This is a genomic window from Kitasatospora sp. NPDC096147, from assembly GCF_044763225.1.
Classification (GTDB): domain Bacteria; phylum Actinomycetota; class Actinomycetes; order Streptomycetales; family Streptomycetaceae; genus Kitasatospora.
In genome coordinates, this window is the sequence record NZ_JBIWFX010000003.1 from 604,305 (window position 1) to 625,537 (window position 21,233).

The following is a 21,233-nucleotide window of genomic DNA, read 5'->3' on the forward strand; positions in this document are numbered from 1 at the left end:
ACCGCCCTGCGGCACCCGGCGGGGCGGGTGGTCACGAGCAGCCAGGAGCAGCTGAAGTCGCCGACCCCGAGCGGCAGTTGACCAGGCAACCAGGCCACTGACGGCGAGTGGAGCACGGGACAGCAGCCCTCACCCGCCACCCGCCACACCACCGCCCTGCGGCACATCGCCGGGGCCGACCACCACCACCAGCCGAAACCCACCAAGTCAGCTGCCACGCAAGGAAGTCGACCAGGCGGGCAAGGCACCGGCCGACTGCCCCGGGGTCAGCGGCCCCTGGCCTCGAAGCGCTCGAAGTCCCGGCCGCGCGGCCCGGCCTGCTCGAACAGCGACTGGCCGACCACCAGGTCCGGTGCGCCCACCAACGCGCAGATCCGGCGCAGGATGTCCTCCCCCGCGATCCGGGAGCCGTCCGGCGCCGGATCGTTGCGCACCTCGGCGAGTGCGTCCGGGTCGGAGAGGCCGGTCTTCCGGGCGATCTCCGCGCAGTCCTTGCGCCAGAGCCTCAGGTGGGCGGCCAACCGGGCCGGGTCCTCCGGCGGGGTCCACTCGGCGGCCCAGCCGAGGCTGAGGTAGCCGCCGGTCGGGTAGCAGGCGGTCACCTGCGCGCACTGCCCGTCGTCCTCCAGCAGCCAGGCGCCCGCCTTGGTGGCGCCCGCCAACTCCCAAGCGGGGTCGAGGATGCGGCTCCGGGAGATGCGGCCGAACCGCGGCTTCGGGCGGTCGAACAGCACCGCACTGCCCGGCCCCTCCCCGGTGTGCAGGTAGCCCCCGACCTTGGTGCGGAGCAGTGCGGCGCGGACCTGGTCGCGGTCGGCGGCGGTGATGACGGCGTACGTGGGCACGGTGCTGGTTCCTGACGGTCAGTCGGCGGAGCGGAAGGCGGAGGCCGGGTAGCGCAGCCCGGCGGGCACGGCGGCGTCGATCGCGGCGACGGCCGGGCCGATCCCGGCGAACAGGTCGGGCAGCACCGGGAGGAAGCAGTTGCCCGCTCCGTAGACCACCCGGCCGGGGCCCTGCATCTCCACGCCCACCACCTCGGCGAACGGGATGGCGTGCACCGAGCCGTCCGGCTGGCGCATCCAGATGCCCTCGCCGGTGACCACCAGACGCACCTTGCGGGCCCCCGAGTAGCGCAGCCGGTCCTTCATCGGCGGGCGGAACTCCTGCCCGCCGGAGGGGAGTTCACCACCCACACCGCAGGAGGACTGCGGCAGTTCGGTGCCGTCCGTCCAGCGCGGCCGGATCTCCACCTCGCACGGGACGACCAGCAGGGCCGAGCCGAGCGCGGCGGCGAACGCCTCCCGGAGCCGGGCCGGGGTGAGCGCCTCGATCCGCTCCAGGCGGTCCCGGCCACGCATCGGCGCGTCATCGAGCACCTGCTCGGCCGCCGCCTCGAGCAGCTCGTACTCGGCCGCACGCGGGTCGAGCAGCACCTCCCGGGCGCCCTCCACCTCCTCGGCGAGCTCGGCCTCGGAGACCTCCTCGGTGGCCAGTCGGACCGCCTCCTGCCAGAGCAGCTCGGCGACCCGCTGCTCCTGGCCCTCCCGGGCCTCCATGCAGATGGTCCGCTCGCCCCGGCCCGGGGCGACGAACACCACGTCGCCGCCCACGTCGTAGGTGAGGCCCTCGCGGTGCCGGACGGTCTCGGTGAGGCGCTGGCGCAGCAACTGGAAGGCCAGGAAGAGCGCCTGGTCGTTCAGGTCGCAGGAGACCGCCAGCCCCGGGCCCGGCACCTGGACCTGCTGCCAGCCCGGACCGGCCTGCCGGACCGGCTGGCCGGCACCGCGGGCCGGGCGCTCGCCGGTGGGCAGCGGCAGCCGCAGGCCGGCCGGCGGCGGGCCGGTCAGCACCAGCGCCGCGTTCTGCGCGTGGAAGTACCGCGCGACGGTGTCCTGGACCGCCTCGACCGGGATCCGGTCCGGCCCGGGGCCGCCGAAGGAGGCCAGGCCGACGCCCTCGGTGCCGTAGCGGATCGAGAGCAGTTCGGCGGTGGTCGGGTCGGCCACTCCGCTGCCCTCGGCCTCCAGGACGCCGGCCTCCCGCTCGATCCGGTCCAGCGGCAGCGCGGAGAGCGCGCGGCAGACCCGCTCCAGGAAGTCGGTCACCTGCTCGGGGCGTCCGGTGCAGGTGAACTGGGTGAGGCTCAGGTCCACCGAGGCGTTGTGGTCGAAGTGCAGGCGGGGCAGCGTGCTCATCGCCAGGTGCTCGACCAGGTGGGTCACCCCGAGGGTGCGGAAGGTCTCGTCCCGGACGCCGCAGCCGAAGACCAGGGTGGCTTCGAGCGGGCCGGGAGTCTCCGTCCAGAGCACGGGGACGCCGTCGATGAGTTCGCGTTGCATCGGGCGATCATACGACCGGTTCCGGACAGCGCAGCATCACTTTTCGGCCACCGGGCCGGCTAGCCGAAGCGGCCGTTGACGTAGTCGGAGGTGCGCTGGTCCACCGGGGCGGTGAACATCGCCTCGGTCGGGCCGTGCTCGACGATGCCGCCGGGGGTGCCCTGCTCGGCCAGGAAGAAGGCGCACTGGTCGGAGACCCGGTGCGCCTGCTGCATGTTGTGGGTGACGATCACGATGGTGACCTCCTCCACCAGTTCGCGGATGGTCTGCTCGATCCGGCGGGTGGAGGTCGGGTCGAGGGCCGAGCAGGGCTCGTCCATCAGCAGCACCTTGGGGCGGACGGCCAGCGAGCGGGCGATGCACAGGCGCTGCTGCTGGCCGCCGGAGAGTGCGCCACCGGGCTGGCGCAGCCGGTCCCGGACCTCGTTCCACAGGCCCGCCTTGGTGAGGCACTCCTCCACCAGGTGGTCCTTCTCGGACCGGGAGGCGCGCAGGCCGGTGAGCTTGAGGCCGGCCACCACGTTGTCGTAGATGGACATCGCGGGGAACGGGTTGGGCTTCTGGAAGACCATGCCGATGTCCCGGCGGGCCGAGGTCAGCCGCCGCTCGGGGGCGTAGACGTCCGCGCCGTCCAGCAACACCTCACCGGCCAGCTGGGCGCCGGGGATGAGCTCGTGCATCCGGTTGAGGATGCGCAGGAAGGTGGACTTGCCGCAGCCGGACGGGCCGATCAGCGCGGTGACCTGGCCGGCCGGCATCAGCAGCGAGACGCGCTCCAGCACCTTGCGCTCGCCGAACCAGGCCGAGATGCCGTGGGCGTCGAGCGTCCCGGCATTGCTCGCGGCGGTGGGGACGACGGGCAGGACGGCCGTGGTGTCGAGACTCACGGAGCGGCCCCTTTCTGGGCGGGAACGGCGGTGCGGGGCAAGGGAAGTGAGGTCAGATCAGATTGGGCAGCAGCCGGGCGACCTGGTCGGCGACGGCCAGGCCGAGGGCGGTGAGCACCGGCACCCCGACCGTCCAGGCCTGCCAGCGGCCCCAGCGGGTCCAGGCCAGCGCCAGCGCGACGGCGGCCAGCAGCAGCGCCTCGCCCCAGAGCACCAGCGGCACCCAGGCGTCCTGTTCGGTGCCGAGCGCCCGCTCGGCGGAGGGCAGCGCCACCGGGGTGAGCGGCCGGGGGTTGTTCGGCTGCACCTCGCTCTCCAGGTCCGCGTCCACGATGAGCAGGCCGTCGGGCGCGTACAGCGGTCCGTCGGCGGTGACCAGCACCACCCGGCCGGCGCCGGACTTGAGCGCGGGCGGCACCGGATCACCCTCCCGGCGGACCGTCACCACCCGGAAGCGGTGTGCGCCCTGACCGGTGGTCACCGTGAAGGTCTCCCCCACCCGCAGGTGGCCGATGGTGCCGAACGGGCCGCCGAAGCCGGCCTGCCGGCCGAGCAGCACGCTGGTACCGGCCTGACCGGGCAACGCGGTGTCCCGGCGGTGGCCCGGTCCGGAGGAGAGCACCTCACCGGTGGTGCCCTCGCGGACCACCTCGCGCAGGCCGAGCTGCGGGATCTCCAGCAGCGCGACCGGCGTGCCGGGCACCACCGGCTTGCCGTCCTTGTCCACCTGGCCGACCGGGGTGGTGCCCTGGGCCAGGCTCAGCCGCAGGTCGGCCATGCCGGTCTCGTGGTCGCGCAGGTGGCGCAGCCCGCCGAGCGGGCCGAGGTCGAGCAGCAGGCCGAGCATCAGCCCGGCCACGATGGCCAGCGCCGCACCGACCAGCTGCGGCCCGTCCGGGGTCAGCCGGCGCACCGCCGAGCGGCGGACCGGCGGCGGCGCGGGTGGCCGGGGCGGTGGCGGGGCGGTCGCGCCGGGCGGCGGGGCGGCCCACGGGTCGGCCGAGGGCGTCCAGTCGCGGGGGCCCGGGCCGGCCTTGAGCGGGGTGGGAGTGCTGACGGTCATTCGGCGGCCTCCTCGGCGGTGCGCCGGGCGCGGCGGCGCAGGCGCGGCACGGCGAGCCAGCCGAGCAGCAGCAGTCCGGCGGCGACCGAGATCCAGGTGTAGAGCGGCACCCCGGCGTCGGTGGCGGCGGCCACCGGGGTGGCGGCGCCCTTGGCGGCGGGCACCGGCCCGGCCGCGCCGGCGTCGGGGGCCGGGGCGTGCACGGAGCCGGCGGGGGCGACCTCGGCGGCGGTCCAGGTGCCCGGCCCGGTGAAGGTGAGCCGGCCGGTGAACTCCTTGAGCGCGGCCGGCCGGACCTTGTGCCGGCAGCTCGCGGTGACGGTGTACTCGCCCTTCAGCTGGCCGGCGCCGGCCTGCGAGGCCACCACCCGCAGGGTGTTGGCCAGCGGCAGCACGAAGCCGCCGTTCGGCGAGGGCCGGTAGACCGAGGCGGCGACCAGGCCGGTCAGCGGGTACCCCTCGGCCGGGAAGCCCGCCCCGGTGATCTTCAGCGCGACATAGTTGCTCGCCGGGTCCGGGCAGGCGGCCGAGCTGACCAGGTCGATCGGGTCGTCGTCCTTGCCGGCCGGGTAGTCGAAGGCCAGCGTGCCGGGCGCCTCGGCGGCGGACGCCGTCGGCGCGGACCAGAGCTGACCGGCCGCCAGCACCGCGAGCAGGACGGCGGCGGCCACCACCGCCGGGGCCGGGGCGGCCGGCGGCGCGGCCGGGACGGCGGGCCGGCGGCGGCGCAGGTACCAGCGCCCGGCCAGCCCGGCGGCCACCAGCAGGATCAGCAGCGCGGTCCACGGGATCCAGGCGAACCGGTGCTTGGTGACGGTGCTGGTCAGCTTCGGGTCCTGGTCGTTGCCGACCGCCAGCGGGTCCACCGTGATCCCGGCGGTGCCCCACAGGGTCGGGTAGACGCCGGAGACGTCGAAGCGGTAGGTCACCGCGTTGCCCGGCAGCAGCTCCTGGAGGTCGGGCGGGGTGTGGCCGGTGGCGATCGAGCCGAACAGGTTGGTGACCCGGACCGCCTGCTTGCCGCCGAGCCGGACGTTCCCGGTGTTGCGCACCGTGTAACTCACCGTCGTACGGCCGGAGTCCAGCGGATTGGCGCTCGGGTGGTAGACCGCCTTGGTGTCCTGCACCGTGAGCTCGGCCCGCAGGTCGCCGGCCACCCGGATGTTGACCCGGGCACCGACCCGCTGGTCGACCGTGATGGCGTTGCCCTTGGCGTCGGTGCTCTCGGCCCGGAGTGCGGCGACGATCCCGGCCGGGTGGTCCCCGGGGGTGGCGTCGGCCGGGACGGCCAGGGTGAACGGGACGATCTGCCGACTGCGCGGCGGCAGCGTCACCGACTCGGCGGCGGTGCGCAGCCAGCTGCCGGCCTGGGTGGACTTCCGGCCGTCGGGCAGCACGTCGTAGCCGCCGCTGTCGGTGTTGAAGGCGTCGGCGGGGTAGAGCCGCAGGGTGAGCGGCTGCTCGCTGTAGTTCCAGACCGCGACGTGGTCCTTGACCACCGCGCCCGGAGTGGCGGCGTAGCCGAAGGTGCCCCGGGTGTCCGGGGTGTCGGCCGAGGAGGGCTGGATGCCGAAGGTCTGCGCGGCGGGCGGGGCACCCTGCGCGGGCGCGCCCTGGGCCGGGGCCGGGGCGGCCGGCGGGTCCTCCGCGTGGGCGGCGGTCCCCTGGAGCACGCTCAGGGCGAGCAGGGCCGGGGTGGCGAGTGCCAGGAGCCATCGGCGCATCGGCGGCGTCATCCTCGCTTGTCGGTACGGGAGTTGGGCACCGGCGGCCCGGCGGTCCAGAGCTGACACAGTGTCGCCTGGACCGCCCGGCCGCCGGGTTACGAACGCACGCTGACCCGGTGAACTACCGGCGTCAGATCGCGGTCAGGGTGAGCAGGCCCTGGTAGGTGCCGGCCTGGGTGGAGGTCGGCGCCAGCAGGGTGAGGTCGGCGCCGAGCTTGGCGGTGCCGAGGCCGGTCGCGGTGGCCAGCGTGCGGGCCGACTTCAGGCCGTACGGGCCGCTGTCGTTGGCCTCGACCGCGTTGGCCGGGTTGACCGTGGAGCCCAGGGTGACCTTGAGGCCGTCGCCCTTGGAGACCAGGCTCGGGGCCCAGCCGAGGTTCTGCGCGTTGATCACGTTGGCGCCCGAGGCGAACTGCGCGACCTGGCCGCTGACCGACCAGCCCGGCGCACCGGCCCGGGTGTCGGTGACGGTGACGGTCTGGATCGGACCGCCGGTGGAGTACAGGGTGCTGGTGCTGTTCAGCGCCAGCGGGGGCAGCGTGACGTTGGTGCCGGCCACGCTGATCACCAGGGCGCCGGGGGCGACCGAGGTGGTGATGGTCTCGAAGACCGGGGACGGCGGGGTCGGGCCGCCCGGGTTCGGGACGACCACCGGCGGGGTGACGGTGAAGGCCACCGTGGCCGAGGCGGAGGCGGCGTGGTCGGCCGGGACGGCCGGGGTGAACTCGGCGGTGAAGGCGTGGTCGCCCTCGGCCAGCGAGACGGTGGTGTACTCCGCCGCACCGCCCGAGACCGCCTGGGTGGCGATCTGGGTGCCGTTGTCCTTGAAGGCCACCGTGCCGGCGACGTTCGGGGTGACGGTGGCGCTCAGCTTCACCGGGGTGTTCTTGGCGGCCGAGCCGGCCGGCGAGACGGCCAGCGCGGTGGTGGTCGCGGCGGCGCCCTTCGGGCTGATGGTGTACGCCACGGCCGAGGAGGTGGAGCCGAGGAAGCCGGCGCTGGAGGAGGTGAAGACCGCCGACAGCTGGTGCGCGCCCTCGGTCAGGGTGCTGGTGGTCACGCTGGCCTGGCCGTTGTTCACCGCGACCGGGGCGCCGACCGGGGTGGCACCGTCGAGGAACTGCACGGTGCCGGGGGCCGACGGGGAGACGGCGGCGGTCAGCGTGACGTCGCTGCCCACGGTGGCCGAGCCGTTCGGGGTGGCCGTCACGGTGGTCGAAGTCGCCACCGCCGCCGGGGTGTTGGGGTCGGTCGAGGTGAAGCTGGTGCCGCCGGAGATCCAGATCGCGCCGACGTAGTCACCGAAGTAGGTGGCGCCGACCTTGTTACGGCAGCGCAGCCGGAACTCGTACTTGCCCGACAGCTCGGCGATGCCGTTGGCCTGGGCGTAGCCGCGCAGGGTGTTGGAGAGCGGGACGGTCACCTTGCCCGAGGCGTCGGCCGGGAAGCCGTCCTTGGACTGGTTCGAGGTGGCGCCGTAGCCGTCGGCCGGGAAGCCCTGACCGAGCACCAGGACCTGGAGGTTGGTGCCCTGCTCGCAGGCGCCGGAGGCGACCGCGTTCAGGGTGTCGTCGATGGTGCCGGTGCCCGGGGCGATGGCCAGGGTGCCGATGGTCGGGCTGTCGGCCGCGTGGGCGGCGACGGAGCCGAGCATGGTGATGCTGCCGGCGGCCAGCAGGGTGGCCGCGCTGACCGCGATGGTGCGGGTGATCCGGATGCTCACGGTGGAGTTCGCCTTTCAGGCGTCGGTGGAGCGTGTTCTGAGGGCTTTTCAGGACTGTGCTGCTCAGACCGGTGGTGCAGGTGGATCGGGTGGATCGGTGGCGCGGGCGACCGGGGAGGGTCAGCCGGTGATGCGCGAGGTGTCACCGCAGTTGGCGTTGGTGCCGAAGCCGTACTGCTTGATGACGTTGGCGCGCTGGCAGATCTGCGAGCCCGAGCCGACGAAGACGTCGCTCCAGGGGCTGGTGCCGACCTTGCTGGTGGGGATCACGTTGTAGACGTCACGGGTGGCCGCCGCGCTGGTGTTCAGCAGCACCGAGGGCACGCCGTTGATGTTGCCGAGCTGGGCGGAGCCGCGGATGTCGGCGATGGTCGAGGAGGACTGCGCGATGTACTGGGCGATCGAGAACGGCACCAGCGACTTGGTGTCGAGGACGCGGCCGTCGTGCTCCTCGATCTTCTTGCCGCCCTTGGTGTCGGTCACGCAGGGGTACTTGTTGGCGCTGATGTCGGACTCGGTGATGCCGACCACGGTGAGCCAGAACGCCCGGGTGCCCGAACCCGCCTGCGGGAGCAGCGGCTTGATGTCCCAGTTCGGGCCGGAGCCGACGTAGCCCGGGTCGCAGCTGTAGATCGAGTGCAGGTCGGCGGTGGAGAGGTCGAGGGCGACCTCGGAGCCGGAGCTGACGGCGTAGGTGACGCCGTCCACCGCGAACGGGACGTAGGTCAGACCGGGGGTGACGGCGGCCAGGTTCAGGCTGGAGGAGCGGGCGAAGTCCAGGCAGCCGTTGCCCAGGTTGAGCTGGTTGACCAGCGCGGTGCGGCCGGCGCCGGAGCCGTTCGGGCGGGCGACGGACTGGCACGCGGCCGCCGCCTTGGTGGCCACGGTGGCCGAGCCCAGCGCGTTGTAGGAGGCGATCACCTTCTGGCCGCCGACGGTGATGTCGTTGGCCAGCGCGTTCATCACGCCCTGGGTGGTGTCGGAGCCGACGCCCGCGAGGGTGCGGTAGACCGGCTGGCCCGACGGGTCGGCCTGCGCGGTGCCGGTGCTCCCCAGCACCAGGCCCAGGCCGGCGGCCACGGTCACACACTTGGCCAGGTTGCTCTTGGTGAGAGTCTTCACGGTTCCTTCTTCCATACGGGCAGCTCTCGGGCACGGCCGGCGGGTCACCGGCCGTGTGGGGCACCTGCGTTGACGGTGGAGCGGTGAATCGGTGAATCGGTGGAGCGGAGTGGAGCCGATGGTTCGGTGGGCGGGCCGGCGGCCGGTCAGTGCCGCCGGCTGCGGAGCAGGCGCGGCACGGCCACGCCGCCGACGGCTGCCAGCAGACCGGCGATCAGGGCGCCGAGCAGCAGGTAGCGGGCGGAGCCGACCTCGGTGCCGGCGGTCTTGGCGACCGGGGCGGCGGAGGGGGTGGCGGAGAGCAGCACCGGGCTGTGGGAGGGGGTCGGGCTCGGCGGCGGCGGGCTCAGCGGCGCCGTGTCCACCGGCGCCCCGCCCCCGGCGGGGGGAGGTCCGCCGTTCCCGGAGCCGACCGGCTCCGAGCCGGTGCCACCGGTGACCGGCGGGATCGGCTCCACCGGAGTGGTCGGGTTCTCGCCCGGAGCGGCCGAGCTCCCGGCCGGCATGCCGCTCGGAGAGGCGGCGGCGGAGACCGACGCGGACGGAGTCGCGGAGCTGGAGGCCGAGGCGGACGGGCTCGGAGTCGGCTCCGGCTTGCCCGCGTTCGCCTCGATGGCGTCGGCGACCAGTCTGGCCCGCTCCCGCGTCTTCTCGGGCAACGGCACGTAGCCGATGGGCAACTGGCCGGCGGCGACTCCCGTCTCCTGCCCGGGGCCGGCCGCGTAGCGGAGCAGGTCGGCGTACGACTTGCCGGCCTCGGCGGTGATCTGCGAGGGGACCGTGGCGGCGAAGGTGGTGAAGGTCAGCGGGTAGCCGCCGGTCACCTGGGCCGAGGGGTCGATCACCGCCGCCAGGTCCGGGTCGTCGGACTTGGCGGCCAGCGCCATGGTCAGCATCGCGCTGTCGGTGGGGGCCACGAACTCCCCCTTGGCGTTGCGGATCCTGGCGGTGCTCAGGCCGAACCGGGCCGCCTGGGCGGTGGTGGTGAGCGCCATCATGGCGCGCAGGCCCTGCGGCTGCGGGGAGCCCTTCTTGAGCTGACCCGGGATCACCGTGGCGTCCCAGACCGACTTGCCGAGGTTGTCACCGCGGCTGATGCCCCGGGCGCCCTCGCGCATGGTGGGCGCGTAGGCGTGCGAGTCCAGGTTGCACCAGGCCGGGCGGCCGTCCAGGTCGTCCGGGAACTCCAGGCAGTAGGCGTCCTGCTTGGGGTAGTTGGAGCGCGGGTAGGTGGTGCCGACCCTGAGCCACGCCTTGTTGATGGTGTCCTTGTACTCCGGGTGCTTCTCACCCTGGAGGAAGGCCGCCGCCTCCGGGTCCTTCAGCAGCCAGGTCCAGACCTGCTGGGCCGCGTCGCTGTCACCGTTGGGCAGCAGCAGGTCGGCGACCCGGGTCGGGAAGTACAGGTCCTTGAAGTACGGGTTGAGCGCCAGGAACTCGGGGTCGGTGAGCAGGTCGACCGGGTTGTCGGCCGGCACGTCCGGGTCGCGGGGGTTGACCGACTGCTGGTAGCTCTGGGTCATCAGCTTGGCGATCAGCCGGGGCGTCAGCTGGATGTCGTGGATCCGCTGGCCGTCCTTCTTCTTCTTGTCCTCCGGCGTCCGGACGCCGGACTGGCTCTCGATGTCGAAGGCGAAGGTCAGGCCGGAGAGCGCGACCGGTGCGTAGTACGGGGTCCGGCCGGGCCGGTCGTCCGCGCGGGCCTGCGGGAGGCCGAGGTAGGACAGACCGGGGTCGTCCTGGTTGAGCTGGCCCCGGGCCAGGTGGTCGGCGATCTGGGTGTAGCTGAAGATCCCGCCGGCCTGGCGGCACAGCACCGGCTGCCACCGCCACATCACCTCGGCGGCCAACTCGCTGCCGTTGGTGGGCCGTTCGGAGCTGCCGATCGGGCAGGACAGGCCGACCCGCTCGAAGCTCAGCGGCACCACCAGGCGCTTGTTCCAGTTGGTGAAGGAGAGCGGGCTGGTCTGCAGCTTGCCGGAGGAGCCGGTCGGCACCTGCCCGTCCACCTCGATCTCGCCGCGCGGCACGATCACCAGCCAGCAGCGGCGCGGGGTGGCGTCGGTGGGGGCGCCGGCCGGGGTCTGGCCGCAGCCCAGGCCCGGTGCCTCCATGCCGGTCTGCATCTCGAAGTCGATCTGGCCGGAGCCGTCCGCCCGGGTCGGGCCGAACGGCACCTCGTTGGTGGTCTGCGCGTCGTAGTACTGGCTGGCGCCGCCGTTCTCCGCCGGGCCGCCGTTGGCCGGGCGGAACGGGACGAAGATGTTGCCGGTCGGGTTGGCCTGCTGGATCGGGTCGTCCCGGTCCTTCAGTGCCCCGGCGTTGAGCTGACGGGTGCTCACGAAGTCACCGGCCGAGATGCGCGCATCGCCCTTGGTGGCACCGTACTGGCACTGCTCGCGGCTCGGGCCGGTCTCCTCGTCGCCCCAGCACTGCATGAACTGGAGGTAGTGGCGGCCCAGGATCATCGGGCTCGGCCAGGTCGGCTTGGCGCCGGTCCAGGTGACCGGCACGGACTGGTTCACCAGGTGGGCGGTCTGGTGGACCGTCACCTCCAGGCCGGCGAACTCCCCGGTGCCGCTCACCGTGACCGGCCGCTGGTCGCTCTCGGTGCCGGTGCCGGCCTCGGCCAGCCGGGCGGCGCCCGGGGCAGCCGCCGACAGCGCCACCGGGGCGTCGGCCCCGGCGGCCGTGGCCGTGCCTACAGCAGCGCCCGCGCCGCCTGCCGCCGCCGAACGCGCACCGGTCGAGCCCGTGGCGGAGCCGGTCGGGCGCTTGCCGGTGGCCGGGGCGTCCGCCGCGACGGTGAGGGCACCCACCTGGCGCTGACCGTCGATCGGCACCGGGGCACCGGTGATCGGATCCACCGGGATCTCGGGGACGGCCGAACTCCCCACCGCGACGCGGACCGCGGACGAGTCCGGCCCGGCCGACAGGGCCGCCCCCGTGGCGGTGGCGAGCACCAGCGCGAACGCCGAGGCGGTCCGCAGCGCGCGCCGCACCGGACGGCCCGCGCCGCCCTGCGGCCGCGCGGTTCCGGTCGTTTCCGGCCGGGCCTGTCGCTCGCGTACGGCCCGTTCCTGACCGCTGGTCACCCGGCGCGGGCTCATCGGCCCTCCTCCCGGCGACGCGCGGCCCGGCCGGCCACCAGCGGCGGCACCACGATGACGGCGCCGAGCAGCAGGCCCGCCACCACCATCAGCGAGTGCCGCAGGCCGGTACCGGAGCTGGCCGCGATCTCCACCTGGGTCGCGGTGACCAACTGGCCACCGCCACCGCCACCCCCGGAGGAGCCGCCCGCCGCACCGCCGGCCGCACCACCCCCGTCGCCGAGGGCCGGGTCACCACCACCGAGGGCCGGATCACCCGAACCGCCGGACGCCGCACCACCGTTGGCACCACCGTCCGCCGCGCCACCGGCCGCTCCGCCCGAACCACCGGTGGCTGCACCGCCGGAGGCCGCGGCCCCGCCGCTCGCGCCACCGGCCGCCGCTCCCCCGGCGGCAGCCGCGCTGCCACCCGTGGTCCCGCGGGTGGCCGCACCGCCGCTCGCGCCGCCGGAGCCACCCGTCGCCGCCGCGCCGGCCGAACCAGCACCGCCACCCGTGGAGTTGGAGCCGCCCGTCGCACCGCCGGCCGCCGCACCGCCGGCCGAGGTGCCCGCCCCGCCGGTCGCGGTGCCGCACATCTGGGCCCCCTTCTTGTCGCACTCCTGCGGCATCGGCGCCCCGGCCGCGTACGGGTTGGTGCCGTTCGCGCCGAAGGTCGGATTGGCGCAGGAGGCCGCGTCGAAGGCCTTGCCCTCGGTGCCCGGCACCTTGGCCAGCTGCTCGAAGCCGGACTTCACCAGCTGCTGGGTGAGCGGCGAGTAGCCGAGCTTGTCGGCCTGCCGCTGGCCCTCGCAGAGGAAGTAGTAGCCGAAGGCACTGAGCGTCTTGCCCTTCTCCTCCGGGAAGCTCTGGGTCGCGCTGCTGTGCACGGCCATGTAGCTGTAGCTGGAGAGCGGGTAGGCGTTCTTCTCCGGGGCGCCGTAGACCTCGTCGAGGCGCTGGGTGAGGTCCGCGTTGATCCCGGCGTGCCCGAGCGCGACCGAGACGTTGCGGCCGGTCGGCTCGACGTAGTAGCCCGCGTCGTTGAGCACCTTGGCCACCGGGAAGCCGGAGTTGAGGGCGTAGGAGTACTCGACGTAGGTGATCGCGCCGACGTTGGAGTCGTTGGAGACCGCGTTGGCCACCGCGATCGAGGTGCCGAGCGACTGCCAGGTGGAGCCGGGCAGCAGCGGGTAGAACGAGGTCATCCCGCAGGCCGCGTGCCGGGTGGTCTTGTTGCAGTACGTGTCCCAGATCCCCTGGTGACGCTTGGTCAGCCAGGTGGTGAGCTGGGCCGTGGTGCCGGAGCCGTCGGAGCGGACCACCGGGCGGACGGCGACGTTGGGCAGCGCCAGGCCGGGGTTGTCGGCGGCCACCGCCGGGTCGTTCCACTTGGTGATCACACCGGTGAAGATCTTGGCCAGGGTCTCGCCGGAGAGCCGCAGGTTGTTGACCCGCTTGCCGTTGATCTTCAGGTTGTACATGAAGGCGGTGCCACCGGCCACGATCGGCAGGTAGGCCATCGGGAACGGCGGCGGGGCGTCGAACTGCCCGCCGTCGGTGAGGCCGTAGGGGATCTCGGTGACCGCGAAGTCGGTGGCGCTGTTCTTGAACTGGTTGCGGCCGTAGCTGGAGCCCTGGGCGTCGAAGTCGATGGTCATGCCGTACTGGCGGACGTTGGTCACCCAGGCGTCCACCGCGTTGCTGCTCCAGGTGGAGCCGGCGCCGCTGATCCGGCGGTAGTCGGCGGCCTCGGCCCGGGACGCGGCGCCGAGCAGCAGCGAGCCGGCCAGCACCGCGAGCGCGGTGAGCAGGGTGAGGGTGCGGGTCAGCATTCGGGTGAGCACGGGGGCCTTCCGGGAGGCGGGGGTGGTGACGGGGCCGGCCGTGGGGCCGGTCATCCGGGCCAGGTCGGCGGCGGACTCCCGGGCCCGGCGGGCGCGCTGACGCCCGGTCAGGTCGCCGGGGCCCCGGCCGCCCAGTGTGCGGGCCACCACGAAGAGCAGCAGCACCAGGCCGAGCAGCACCGCGGCGGCGCCGAAGGCCCTGGTGATGTGGAGCTGGGAGGGGAACTTGATCAGCGTGAAGGCCATCAGCGGCAGCGAGGCCTGCGGGTCGCCGAGCGGGCTGAGGTTGAGGTTCTTGGTGTAGCCGGAGCAGAGCAGCACCGGGGAGGTCTCGCCGATGCCCCGGGCCGCGCCCAGGATGACGGCGGTGGCCAGGCCGGAGCGGGCACTCGGCAGGGTGACCGTCCAGACGGTGCGCCAGCGGCCGGCGCCGAGGGCGTAGGAGGCCTCCTTGAGCGAGGCCGGCACCAGCCGCAGCACCACGTCGGTGGCCCGGATCAGGATCGGCAGCATCATCACCGAGAGCGCCACCCCGGCCGCCAGGCCGGAGCGCGAGAGGCCCATGGCGAGCACCATCACGGCGTAGATGAACAGCCCGGCCAGGATCGAGGGCAGCGCGGTCATCGCCTCGACCAGGGTGCGCACCAGCCGGCTGAACCGGCCGGGCACCTCGCTCATGAAGACGGCGCAGCTGATCCCGACCGGGATGGTGATGGCCAGCGAGATGGTGATCTGGATCAGCGTGCCGGCGATGGCGTGCAGCGCCCCGCCCTTGTCCAGCGGGTCGGTGGGCCCGGCCTCGGCCAGGTCCTCGGTGTAGAAGTTGAGGTGGCTGAGCGCGTCCCAGCCCTTCAGGAAGACGTAGCCGACCACCCAGAACAGCACACCGAGCAGCAGCGCGGCGATCGAGTGCACCACCACCGAGGCCAGCCGGTCGCGGACCGCGAGCCCGCTCTCGTCCCGGGAGACCAGCAGCGCGTAGAGGGCCAGGAAGCCGACCCAGACGCAGATCACGAAGCCGAAGCCGCCGCTGAACGGCGCGAAGCGCTGGAACAGCAGGGCGCTCAGCGCGACCGAGGCGGCCAGGCTGCCCCAGAACGCGTAGTGGTCGGAGGCCCGGCGCGCGGCGATCCGGCGCGGTCGCTGCGGGGCGGCCGTCTCCGGCCGCTCGACCACGGTGGTGCGCGGCGCCGCCTCCCCGGCGGCGGGCGCCCCGCCGTCGGGCACCCCGTCGTCGGGGCCGGCCTGTGGCGTGGAGGGCGGAAGGGTGGTGGTCACGAGCTGGCCCCCGAACGGCTACGGGCGACCACGGCCGCCGCGGCGAAGTTGACCACCAGGGTCAGCAGGAAGAGCGCGAGCCCGGCGGCCATCAGCGCGGAGATCGAGAACGGCGAGGAGTCGCCGTAGCGGAGCGCGATCATCGGGGCCACCGCGCTGCCGCCGGTCTGCAGGATGTGCGGCTGGATCTCGAAGGCCATCGAGAGGATCAGGTAGACCGTGATGGTCTCGCCGAGCGCCCGGCCGAGGCCGAGCATGGTGCCGCCGATGATCCCGCCCCGGCCGAACGGCAGCACCACCGAGCGGATCATCCCCCAGCGGGTGGAGCCCAGCGCGTAGGCGCCCTCGCGCTCGCCGGCCGGCGCCTGGTCGAAGACCTCGCGCATGATGGAGCACATGATCGGCGTGATCATGAAGGCGACGACCGTACCGGCCATCAGACTTGACGCCGTGTAGACCAGCGGCGGGGTGAGCGGGTCGTTCGGGTCCACCCCGTTGACCTCGAACAGCGGGATCCAGTCCAGCCAGGTGGAGAGCCAGCGGGCCACCCCGGCCAGCTGGTACTGGAGCAGCTTGTAGCCCCAGACGCCGTAGACCACCGAGGGCACGGCGGCCATCAGGTCGACCATGCCGATCAGGGTGCGGCGCAGCTTCCGGGGCGCGTACTCGCTGATGTAGAGCGCACTGCCGAGCGCCAGCGGCACCGCCAGCAGCACGGCGATGCCGCCGACCAGCAGGGTGCCGACCAGCACGGCCGCGATGCCGAACTGGCCCTTGCCGCCGTCCGGGTTCCAGCTCTCGGTGGTGAGGAAGGAGACCCCCGCCACCCCGAGCGCCTCGGAGGCGCGCACCGCCAGGTAGCCGCCGACGCCGAGCATCACGACCAGCACGAAGGCGCCGCTGCCCTTGGCCCAGGCCAGGAAGACCCGGTCGGTCAGGCCGGGGTTGGTGCTGACCGGGCGGGGCACGTCCTGCGCGGGATCGTCCGCCACGGGAGGGGCGACAGTGGTCACGCGGCACCGCCCGACTCCGCCTCGGCGACGCTGCGGGCCCCGGCCATGAAACGGGCCAGGTTGTACTGGCACTCCCGCTGACGGCGGTAGCCGCGCGCCGAGCAGGCCACCGTGCGTCCGTCCAACTCAAGCCGCCAGAGCCAGAGTTGGCCTCGGTCCAGCGAGCTGATGGTGGCCCTCCCCTGGTCGACCCGACCCTGGAAGTCCTCGATCGCGGCCCGGCAGGCGGCGGCGTCCCGGAAGGTCTCCTGACTCTGCCCGAGGTGCCGGTTGTTGGCGCCGAGCAGCCGCCAGACCGTCCCGCCCGCACCGAGGTCGGGGCGGGACGGTCTGTTGACGATGAGGAACCTGGGATGTCCCATGCCGGTGCCCGCCCTTCCGCGCTGCTTGGCCGGAAGAGACCGTCTCGGCTCAGAAGTACCGCCCAGATGCGCTCGGATGAACGCCGGACACGGGACTCCTGAACGAACGGTGCGCAGAACCCACACGGATCACACACCACAGCTTCGAATCTGACGAACAGTTAGCTGCCCAGGGCGGTCGCGTTCACCTCCAGGGCCATCGTCAGGGCACGGTCGGCCGCACTCCGGCCGACCTCCACCGTGTACGTACCGGACTGCCGCACCCACCCATGGGATTGCCAAGTCTGCACCGCGCGCTCGGCCACCGTGATCCGGGCGAGCACGGACTCCCCCGGGCCGGCCTCCACCACCGCGAACCCGGCGAGCTGGCGGGCCGGCCGGCTGCGGTCCACCCCGTCGGTGGCCAGGTAGACCTGGACCACCTCGCGCCCGGTCCGTGCACCGGTGTTCCGCACCCGGACGGCGACCTCGGCCAGCACGCCCGGCTCGGCGCTCAGCCGGGCCTCCACGCCCTGGTACTCCCAGCTGGTGTATCCCTGACCGGCGCCGAACCAGTAGGCCGGCTCGGCCCCGGCCCGGCGCTGCCAAGCCCGGTAGCCGATGAACAGGCCCTCCTCGTACGGGAGTCGGCCGTCCTGCGGCTCCACCGCCCAGACCGGCACGTCCGCCTCCTCGGCCGGCCAGGTGGTGGGCAGCCGCCCGCCCGGCTCGGCCGCCCCGGTCAGCACCTCGGCCAGCGCGGCCCCGGCCTGCTGGCCGGGGAACCACGTCAGCAGCAGCCCGGCCACCCGCTCGCGCCAGGGCAGCAGCACCGGCGAGCCCGCGTTCACCACCACCACGGTGCGCGGGTTGGCCTCCGCCACTCGGGCCACCAGCTCGTCCTGACGGCCCGGCAGCCGCAGGCTCCCCCGGTCGACGCCCTCGCTCTCCACCTCCTCGGTGGTGCCGACCACCACCACCGCCACCTCGGCGGCCCGGGCCGCCTCGACCGCCTGCTCGATCAACTCGTCCTCGGTGCCCACCGGTTCGGCGTGCCCGAGGGCGAAGGAGACCAGCCCGAAGCCGGCGAAGCCACCGGCCTCCGGCAGGGTGTGCACCAGCTGCAGCACCGCCGGGCCGGCCAGCTCCACCGGGAAGCGCCGCTCCGGCGGATTCAGGAACGCCGCCGCCGGGTCCTCGCCCTCCGGCAGCAGCACGTCGTCGAAGAGCACCCGGCCGTCGCACTCCAGCCGGTACCGCCCGACCCCGCGCACCGCCACCACGTGCTCGCCCGTCCGGGCCGGCTCCACCGTGGTGCTCAGCGCCACCTGGCGCAGCGCCTCGAAGCCCACCCCGCCGGGCAGCGCGCCGAGCCACCGCACCGTGCCGTCGGCGGTGGCCGCCGTGCCGAGCTGCTCACCGTCGGCGCCCAGCATCTCGGCCGTCCCGGGGAAGGCCACCGGTGGCACGAAGGTGCGCGGGTCGGCGCCCAGCTCGAAGCCGACCGCCTGCTCGCCGAGCGCGGCCCGCAGGCCGGCCAGCGGGCTGACCACCGAGGTCGGGAAGACCTGGGCGCTGCCCCCGCCACCGATCCGGGGCTCGGCGGCAGCCGCCCCGATCAGCGCGATCCGGGCCCGCGGAGCCAGCGGCAGCACCTCGTCCTCGTTGCGCAGCAGCACGAAGGAGCGGACGGCCAGCTCGCGGGCCAGCGCCTCGCCGTCCAGCTCGGCCGGCAACCGTTCCGGGGCCACCGCCGGCGGAGCACCGTCCAGCAGGCCCACCCGGGCCGCCAACCGCAGGACCCGGCGGGCGAGTCCGTCCACCGTCGACTCCGGCACCAGCCCCTCCCGGACCGCGCCGACCAGGTGCTCGCCGTAGACCGTGACCGGACCGGGCATCACCACGTCCAGCCCGCCGAGCGCGCAGCCGACGGTGCTGCGGGCCCCCGTCCAGTCCGAGACCAGCACCCCGTCGAAGCCCCACTCCTCGCGCAGCACCGCCAGGTTGAGCTCCTGGTGCTCCGTCATGGTGGTGCCGTTCACCGCGTTGTAGGCGGCCATCAGGCCCCACGGGTGCGCCTTGGCCACGATGGTCTCGAACGGCGCCAGGTAGAGCTCACGCAGGGTGCGCTCGTCGAGCCGGACGTCCACCGTGTACCGGTCGGTCTCCGAGTCGTTGCCGACCCAGTGCTTGGGGGTGGTGGCCACCCCGCCGTCCTGCACCCCGGACACCAGCGCGGCGGCCAACTCACCGGTCAGCAACGGGTCTTCGGACCAGCACTCGAAGTGCCGGCCGCCGCGCGGGCTGCGGTGCAGGTTGACGGTGGGCGCCAGCACCACGTGGACGCCCTTGCGGCGGGCCTCCTGGGCCAGCAACCGGCCTGCCCTGCGCGCCAGTTCGGGGTCCCAGCCGGCGGCCAGCGCGGTCGGCGAGGGGATCGCCACCGACGGGTCGTCGGCGGTCCAGTGCTCGCCCCGGACCCCGGCCGGGCCGTCCGACATCACCAGCCGGCCGAGGCCGATCGCCTCGTTGGCCGGCAGGGACCACATGTCCGCCCCGGCCAGCAGGGCGACCTTGGCGGTCAGGTCCAGCTTGCCGAGCGCCGCCTCCACGGCGGCCTCGCGGGCCTGGTCGGTCATCGTGCGCTCCTCGTTCGCCGTGTCCGTCTCGCGCGTCTCGCGCGTGTTGTGCGTGTTGCGTACCTCGTGCACCTCGTGTGCCGGGTATGGCTGATGCGGCTGGTGGGTCATCTCAGATCCACCCCTCCAGCGAGCTCAGGAAGCCCTCGAAGTCGTCCCGGTGGATGGTGTGACCGGCCCCGGCCACGGTGCGCACCTCGAAGCCCCGGCCGCGCAGCAGCTCGGCCTGCTCCGGGCTCACCAGGAAGCTGGGATCGGCCAGTTGGACCAGCGAGGGCACCACCGGCGCCTCCGGCAGCCCGGCGTGGCCGGTGTGCGCGGTCAGCGAGCGGGCGGTGTCCCGGTCCCAGAGCGCCACGGTGGCCAGCTCGGTCGCCACGTCCTCGTCCGCCCAGCGCGGGTTCATCGCGGCGACCTGCTCGGCCGAGATCCCGTCGGCGAAGCCCACGAACAGCTCCGGGTCGATCGCGGGCTGGTCGAACAGCCAGGCCGGATCGGAGAAGACCGCCCGCTGCGGCCTCAGCCGCTCCACCGCCCAGCGCAGCGACAGCCCGCCGAGCGAGTGGCCGACGGCCAGTTCGGCCCCGGCCGGCAGGGTCTCCACCAGGTCGTCGGCGTACGCCTGCGGCCCGTACTTCTCGGCCGGGGTCGCCCCCTCGCCGCGCGGGCTCTCACCGTGGCCGCGCAGGTCCACCGCGATCACCCGGTAGCCGCGCTCGGCCAGCGCCGGGCCGAACCGGCGCCAGGTGCGGTGGTCGGACATGATCCCGTGCACCAGCAGGGCGATCCGGTCGCCGGTGCCCCATTCCCGGGTGTGCAGCTTCATCGCTTGGTTGCCTTTCTGATGTGTCGACATGTCGGCTCTCAGCGGACGCCCTTGATGGGCCGGACGGCGAGCGCTCCGGCCAGGGCGAGCACCGCGCCGAACACGAACAGGGGGGTGTAGCCGCCGATTCCGACCACGGCCGAGGCGACGAACGGGGCCAGGATCTGCGGCCCGGCGTTGGCGATGTTCAGCACGCCCATGTCCCGGGCCGCGTCCTCGGCCCGCGGCAGCACCATGGTCACCAGCGCGGTGTCCACCGCCATGAAGCAGCCGAAGGCCAGGCCGTTGACGGCGGAGAACACCAGCATGCCGCCCCAGGTCGGGCTGACCACCGGGATCAGCAGCGAGACCCCGGAGAGCCCGGCCGAGAGGCCGACGAACAGCTTGCGCCGGTCCAGCCGGTCCGAGAGCACTCCACCCAGCACGGTGGAGAGCGCCATGGTGACGGCCGAGACCGGGGTCAGGATCGCCACCGCCTCGGCCGGCTCCAGTCCGGCGGGCAGCGTGATGTGGTCCTGGAGCACGTACAACTGGTAGCCCACCACGGCGAAGTAGCCGAGCACCAGCAGCCAGCGGCCGATGAAGGCCCAGCGGAAGTCGTGCTCGCGCAGCACACCGAGGAAGGCGGCCACCTGCTCGCGCAGCGGGGTCGCCGGCTTGGGCGCCATCCGCTGCTCCTTCGCGCCGGCGGTGAACACCAGGGCCGCCACCGCCACGACCAGACCGAGCGTCAGGTAGCCGGTCCGGTAGTGGTCGGCGAAGGCCGAGGCCGTCACCACGCCGATCGTCGAGCCGACCGGCAGTCCGAGTCCGACCGCCGCCGAGGCGGCGCCGCGTCTCGCCACCGGCACCCGGTCGGGCACCACCGAGGTGAGCGCGGCCTGGTAGAAGTTCATCACCGCCTGGCCGAGGCACCAGGCGATGGCCACCAGCAGCACGGTGTCGACGCTGCCGAGCAGCGCCATCGCGGCCACCGCGGCCAGTCCGCCGCCGAGGATCCACGGGTTGCGGCGGCCGGAGCGGTCGGAGAGCGCCCCGGCGAAGGGGTTGAAGAAGGTGGCGAAGACGGCCGCGACCCCGGCCACCAGGCCGAGGTTGGCCACCTTCTCGGCCGGGTCGATCCGCTCGATCTGGATCGGCAGCAGCACGGAGCCGACGCCGAGGTAGAGCGCGTACATCGCGGTGTTGCCGGCGAACAGCAGCGGCAGCAGGCCGCGGGTGGTGCGGGTGGGGACGTCGGCGGGGGTGGGGGTGGGGGAAAGGGCCACGGTGCCCTCCATGACTCTCGTGGGGGAAGTCGTTCGTCAGGTTACACGTGTAACGCTTACTCGTGTAA

At 73.8% G+C, this 21,233-nt stretch carries 15 protein-coding genes; all 15 read right to left on the reverse strand.

The window, feature by feature from the left end; genetic code table 11:
- Window positions 1-218 (reverse strand): hypothetical protein (locus tag ACIRBX_RS13435; protein ID WP_402296218.1); only part of this gene is annotated, 218 nt, incomplete at its 3' end.
- A 48-nt stretch (window positions 219-266) separates the two neighbouring features.
- The gene (locus ACIRBX_RS13440; protein WP_402296220.1) at window positions 267-845 is read right to left on the reverse strand and encodes a hypothetical protein; all 579 of its coding nucleotides are present in this window, start codon (window positions 843-845) and stop codon (window positions 267-269) included.
- A gap of 18 nt (window positions 846-863) precedes the next feature.
- On the reverse strand, window positions 864-2,342 hold the full coding sequence (locus ACIRBX_RS13445; RefSeq protein WP_402296222.1) for an insulinase family protein: 1,479 nt from the start codon (window positions 2,340-2,342) through the stop codon (window positions 864-866).
- Window positions 2,343-2,401: 59 nt separating this feature from the next.
- Window positions 2,402-3,205, reverse strand: a complete 804-nt coding sequence (locus ACIRBX_RS13450; RefSeq protein WP_402296478.1) for a phosphate ABC transporter ATP-binding protein — start codon at window positions 3,203-3,205, stop codon at window positions 2,402-2,404.
- A gap of 76 nt (window positions 3,206-3,281) precedes the next feature.
- A complete protein-coding gene (locus ACIRBX_RS13455; protein WP_402296224.1) occupies window positions 3,282-4,292 on the reverse strand; it encodes a sortase in 1,011 nt (336 codons plus the stop codon).
- Entirely contained in the window at window positions 4,289-6,016 is a 1,728-nt protein-coding gene (locus ACIRBX_RS13460; RefSeq protein WP_402296225.1) for a hypothetical protein, read from the reverse strand. Before ACIRBX_RS13460 ends, ACIRBX_RS13455 begins: the two co-directional genes overlap by 4 nt.
- Window positions 6,017-6,149: 133 nt before the next feature.
- Window positions 6,150-7,742 carry an Ig-like domain-containing protein gene (locus tag ACIRBX_RS13465; protein ID WP_402296226.1) on the reverse strand — a complete coding sequence of 531 codons (1,593 nt, stop codon included), beginning with the start codon at window positions 7,740-7,742 and terminating at the stop codon, window positions 6,150-6,152.
- A 120-nt stretch (window positions 7,743-7,862) separates the two neighbouring features.
- Entirely contained in the window at window positions 7,863-8,864 is a 1,002-nt protein-coding gene (locus tag ACIRBX_RS13470; RefSeq protein ID WP_402296228.1) for a substrate-binding domain-containing protein, read from the reverse strand.
- 146 nt (window positions 8,865-9,010) lie between these two features.
- Window positions 9,011-11,974 (reverse strand): hypothetical protein, encoded by a 2,964-nt coding sequence (locus ACIRBX_RS13475; protein WP_402296229.1) that lies wholly within the window; start codon window positions 11,972-11,974, stop codon window positions 9,011-9,013.
- Window positions 11,971-15,078 (reverse strand): phosphate ABC transporter permease PstA, encoded by a 3,108-nt coding sequence (gene pstA / locus ACIRBX_RS13480; protein ID WP_402296231.1) that lies wholly within the window; start codon window positions 15,076-15,078, stop codon window positions 11,971-11,973. The genes ACIRBX_RS13475 and pstA overlap by 4 nt, the downstream gene beginning before the upstream one ends.
- Window positions 15,075-16,070 carry a phosphate ABC transporter permease subunit PstC gene (gene pstC, locus ACIRBX_RS13485; RefSeq protein WP_402296233.1) on the reverse strand — a complete coding sequence of 332 codons (996 nt, stop codon included), beginning with the start codon at window positions 16,068-16,070 and terminating at the stop codon, window positions 15,075-15,077. Before pstC ends, pstA begins: the two co-directional genes overlap by 4 nt.
- Before the next feature lie 17 nt (window positions 16,071-16,087).
- A complete protein-coding gene (locus tag ACIRBX_RS13490) occupies window positions 16,088-16,453 on the reverse strand; it encodes a hypothetical protein (RefSeq protein WP_402296234.1) in 366 nt (121 codons plus the stop codon).
- 161 nt (window positions 16,454-16,614) lie between these two features.
- On the reverse strand, window positions 16,615-19,071 hold the full coding sequence (locus ACIRBX_RS13495; protein WP_402296236.1) for a beta-glucosidase: 2,457 nt from the start codon (window positions 19,069-19,071) through the stop codon (window positions 16,615-16,617).
- Between the two features lie 112 nt (window positions 19,072-19,183).
- The gene (locus ACIRBX_RS13500; RefSeq protein ID WP_402296237.1) at window positions 19,184-19,897 is read right to left on the reverse strand and encodes an alpha/beta fold hydrolase; all 714 of its coding nucleotides are present in this window, start codon (window positions 19,895-19,897) and stop codon (window positions 19,184-19,186) included.
- 38 nt (window positions 19,898-19,935) lie between these two features.
- Window positions 19,936-21,165, reverse strand: a complete 1,230-nt coding sequence (locus ACIRBX_RS13505; RefSeq protein WP_402296238.1) for an MFS transporter — start codon at window positions 21,163-21,165, stop codon at window positions 19,936-19,938.
- Window positions 21,166-21,233: the final 68 nt, after the last annotated feature.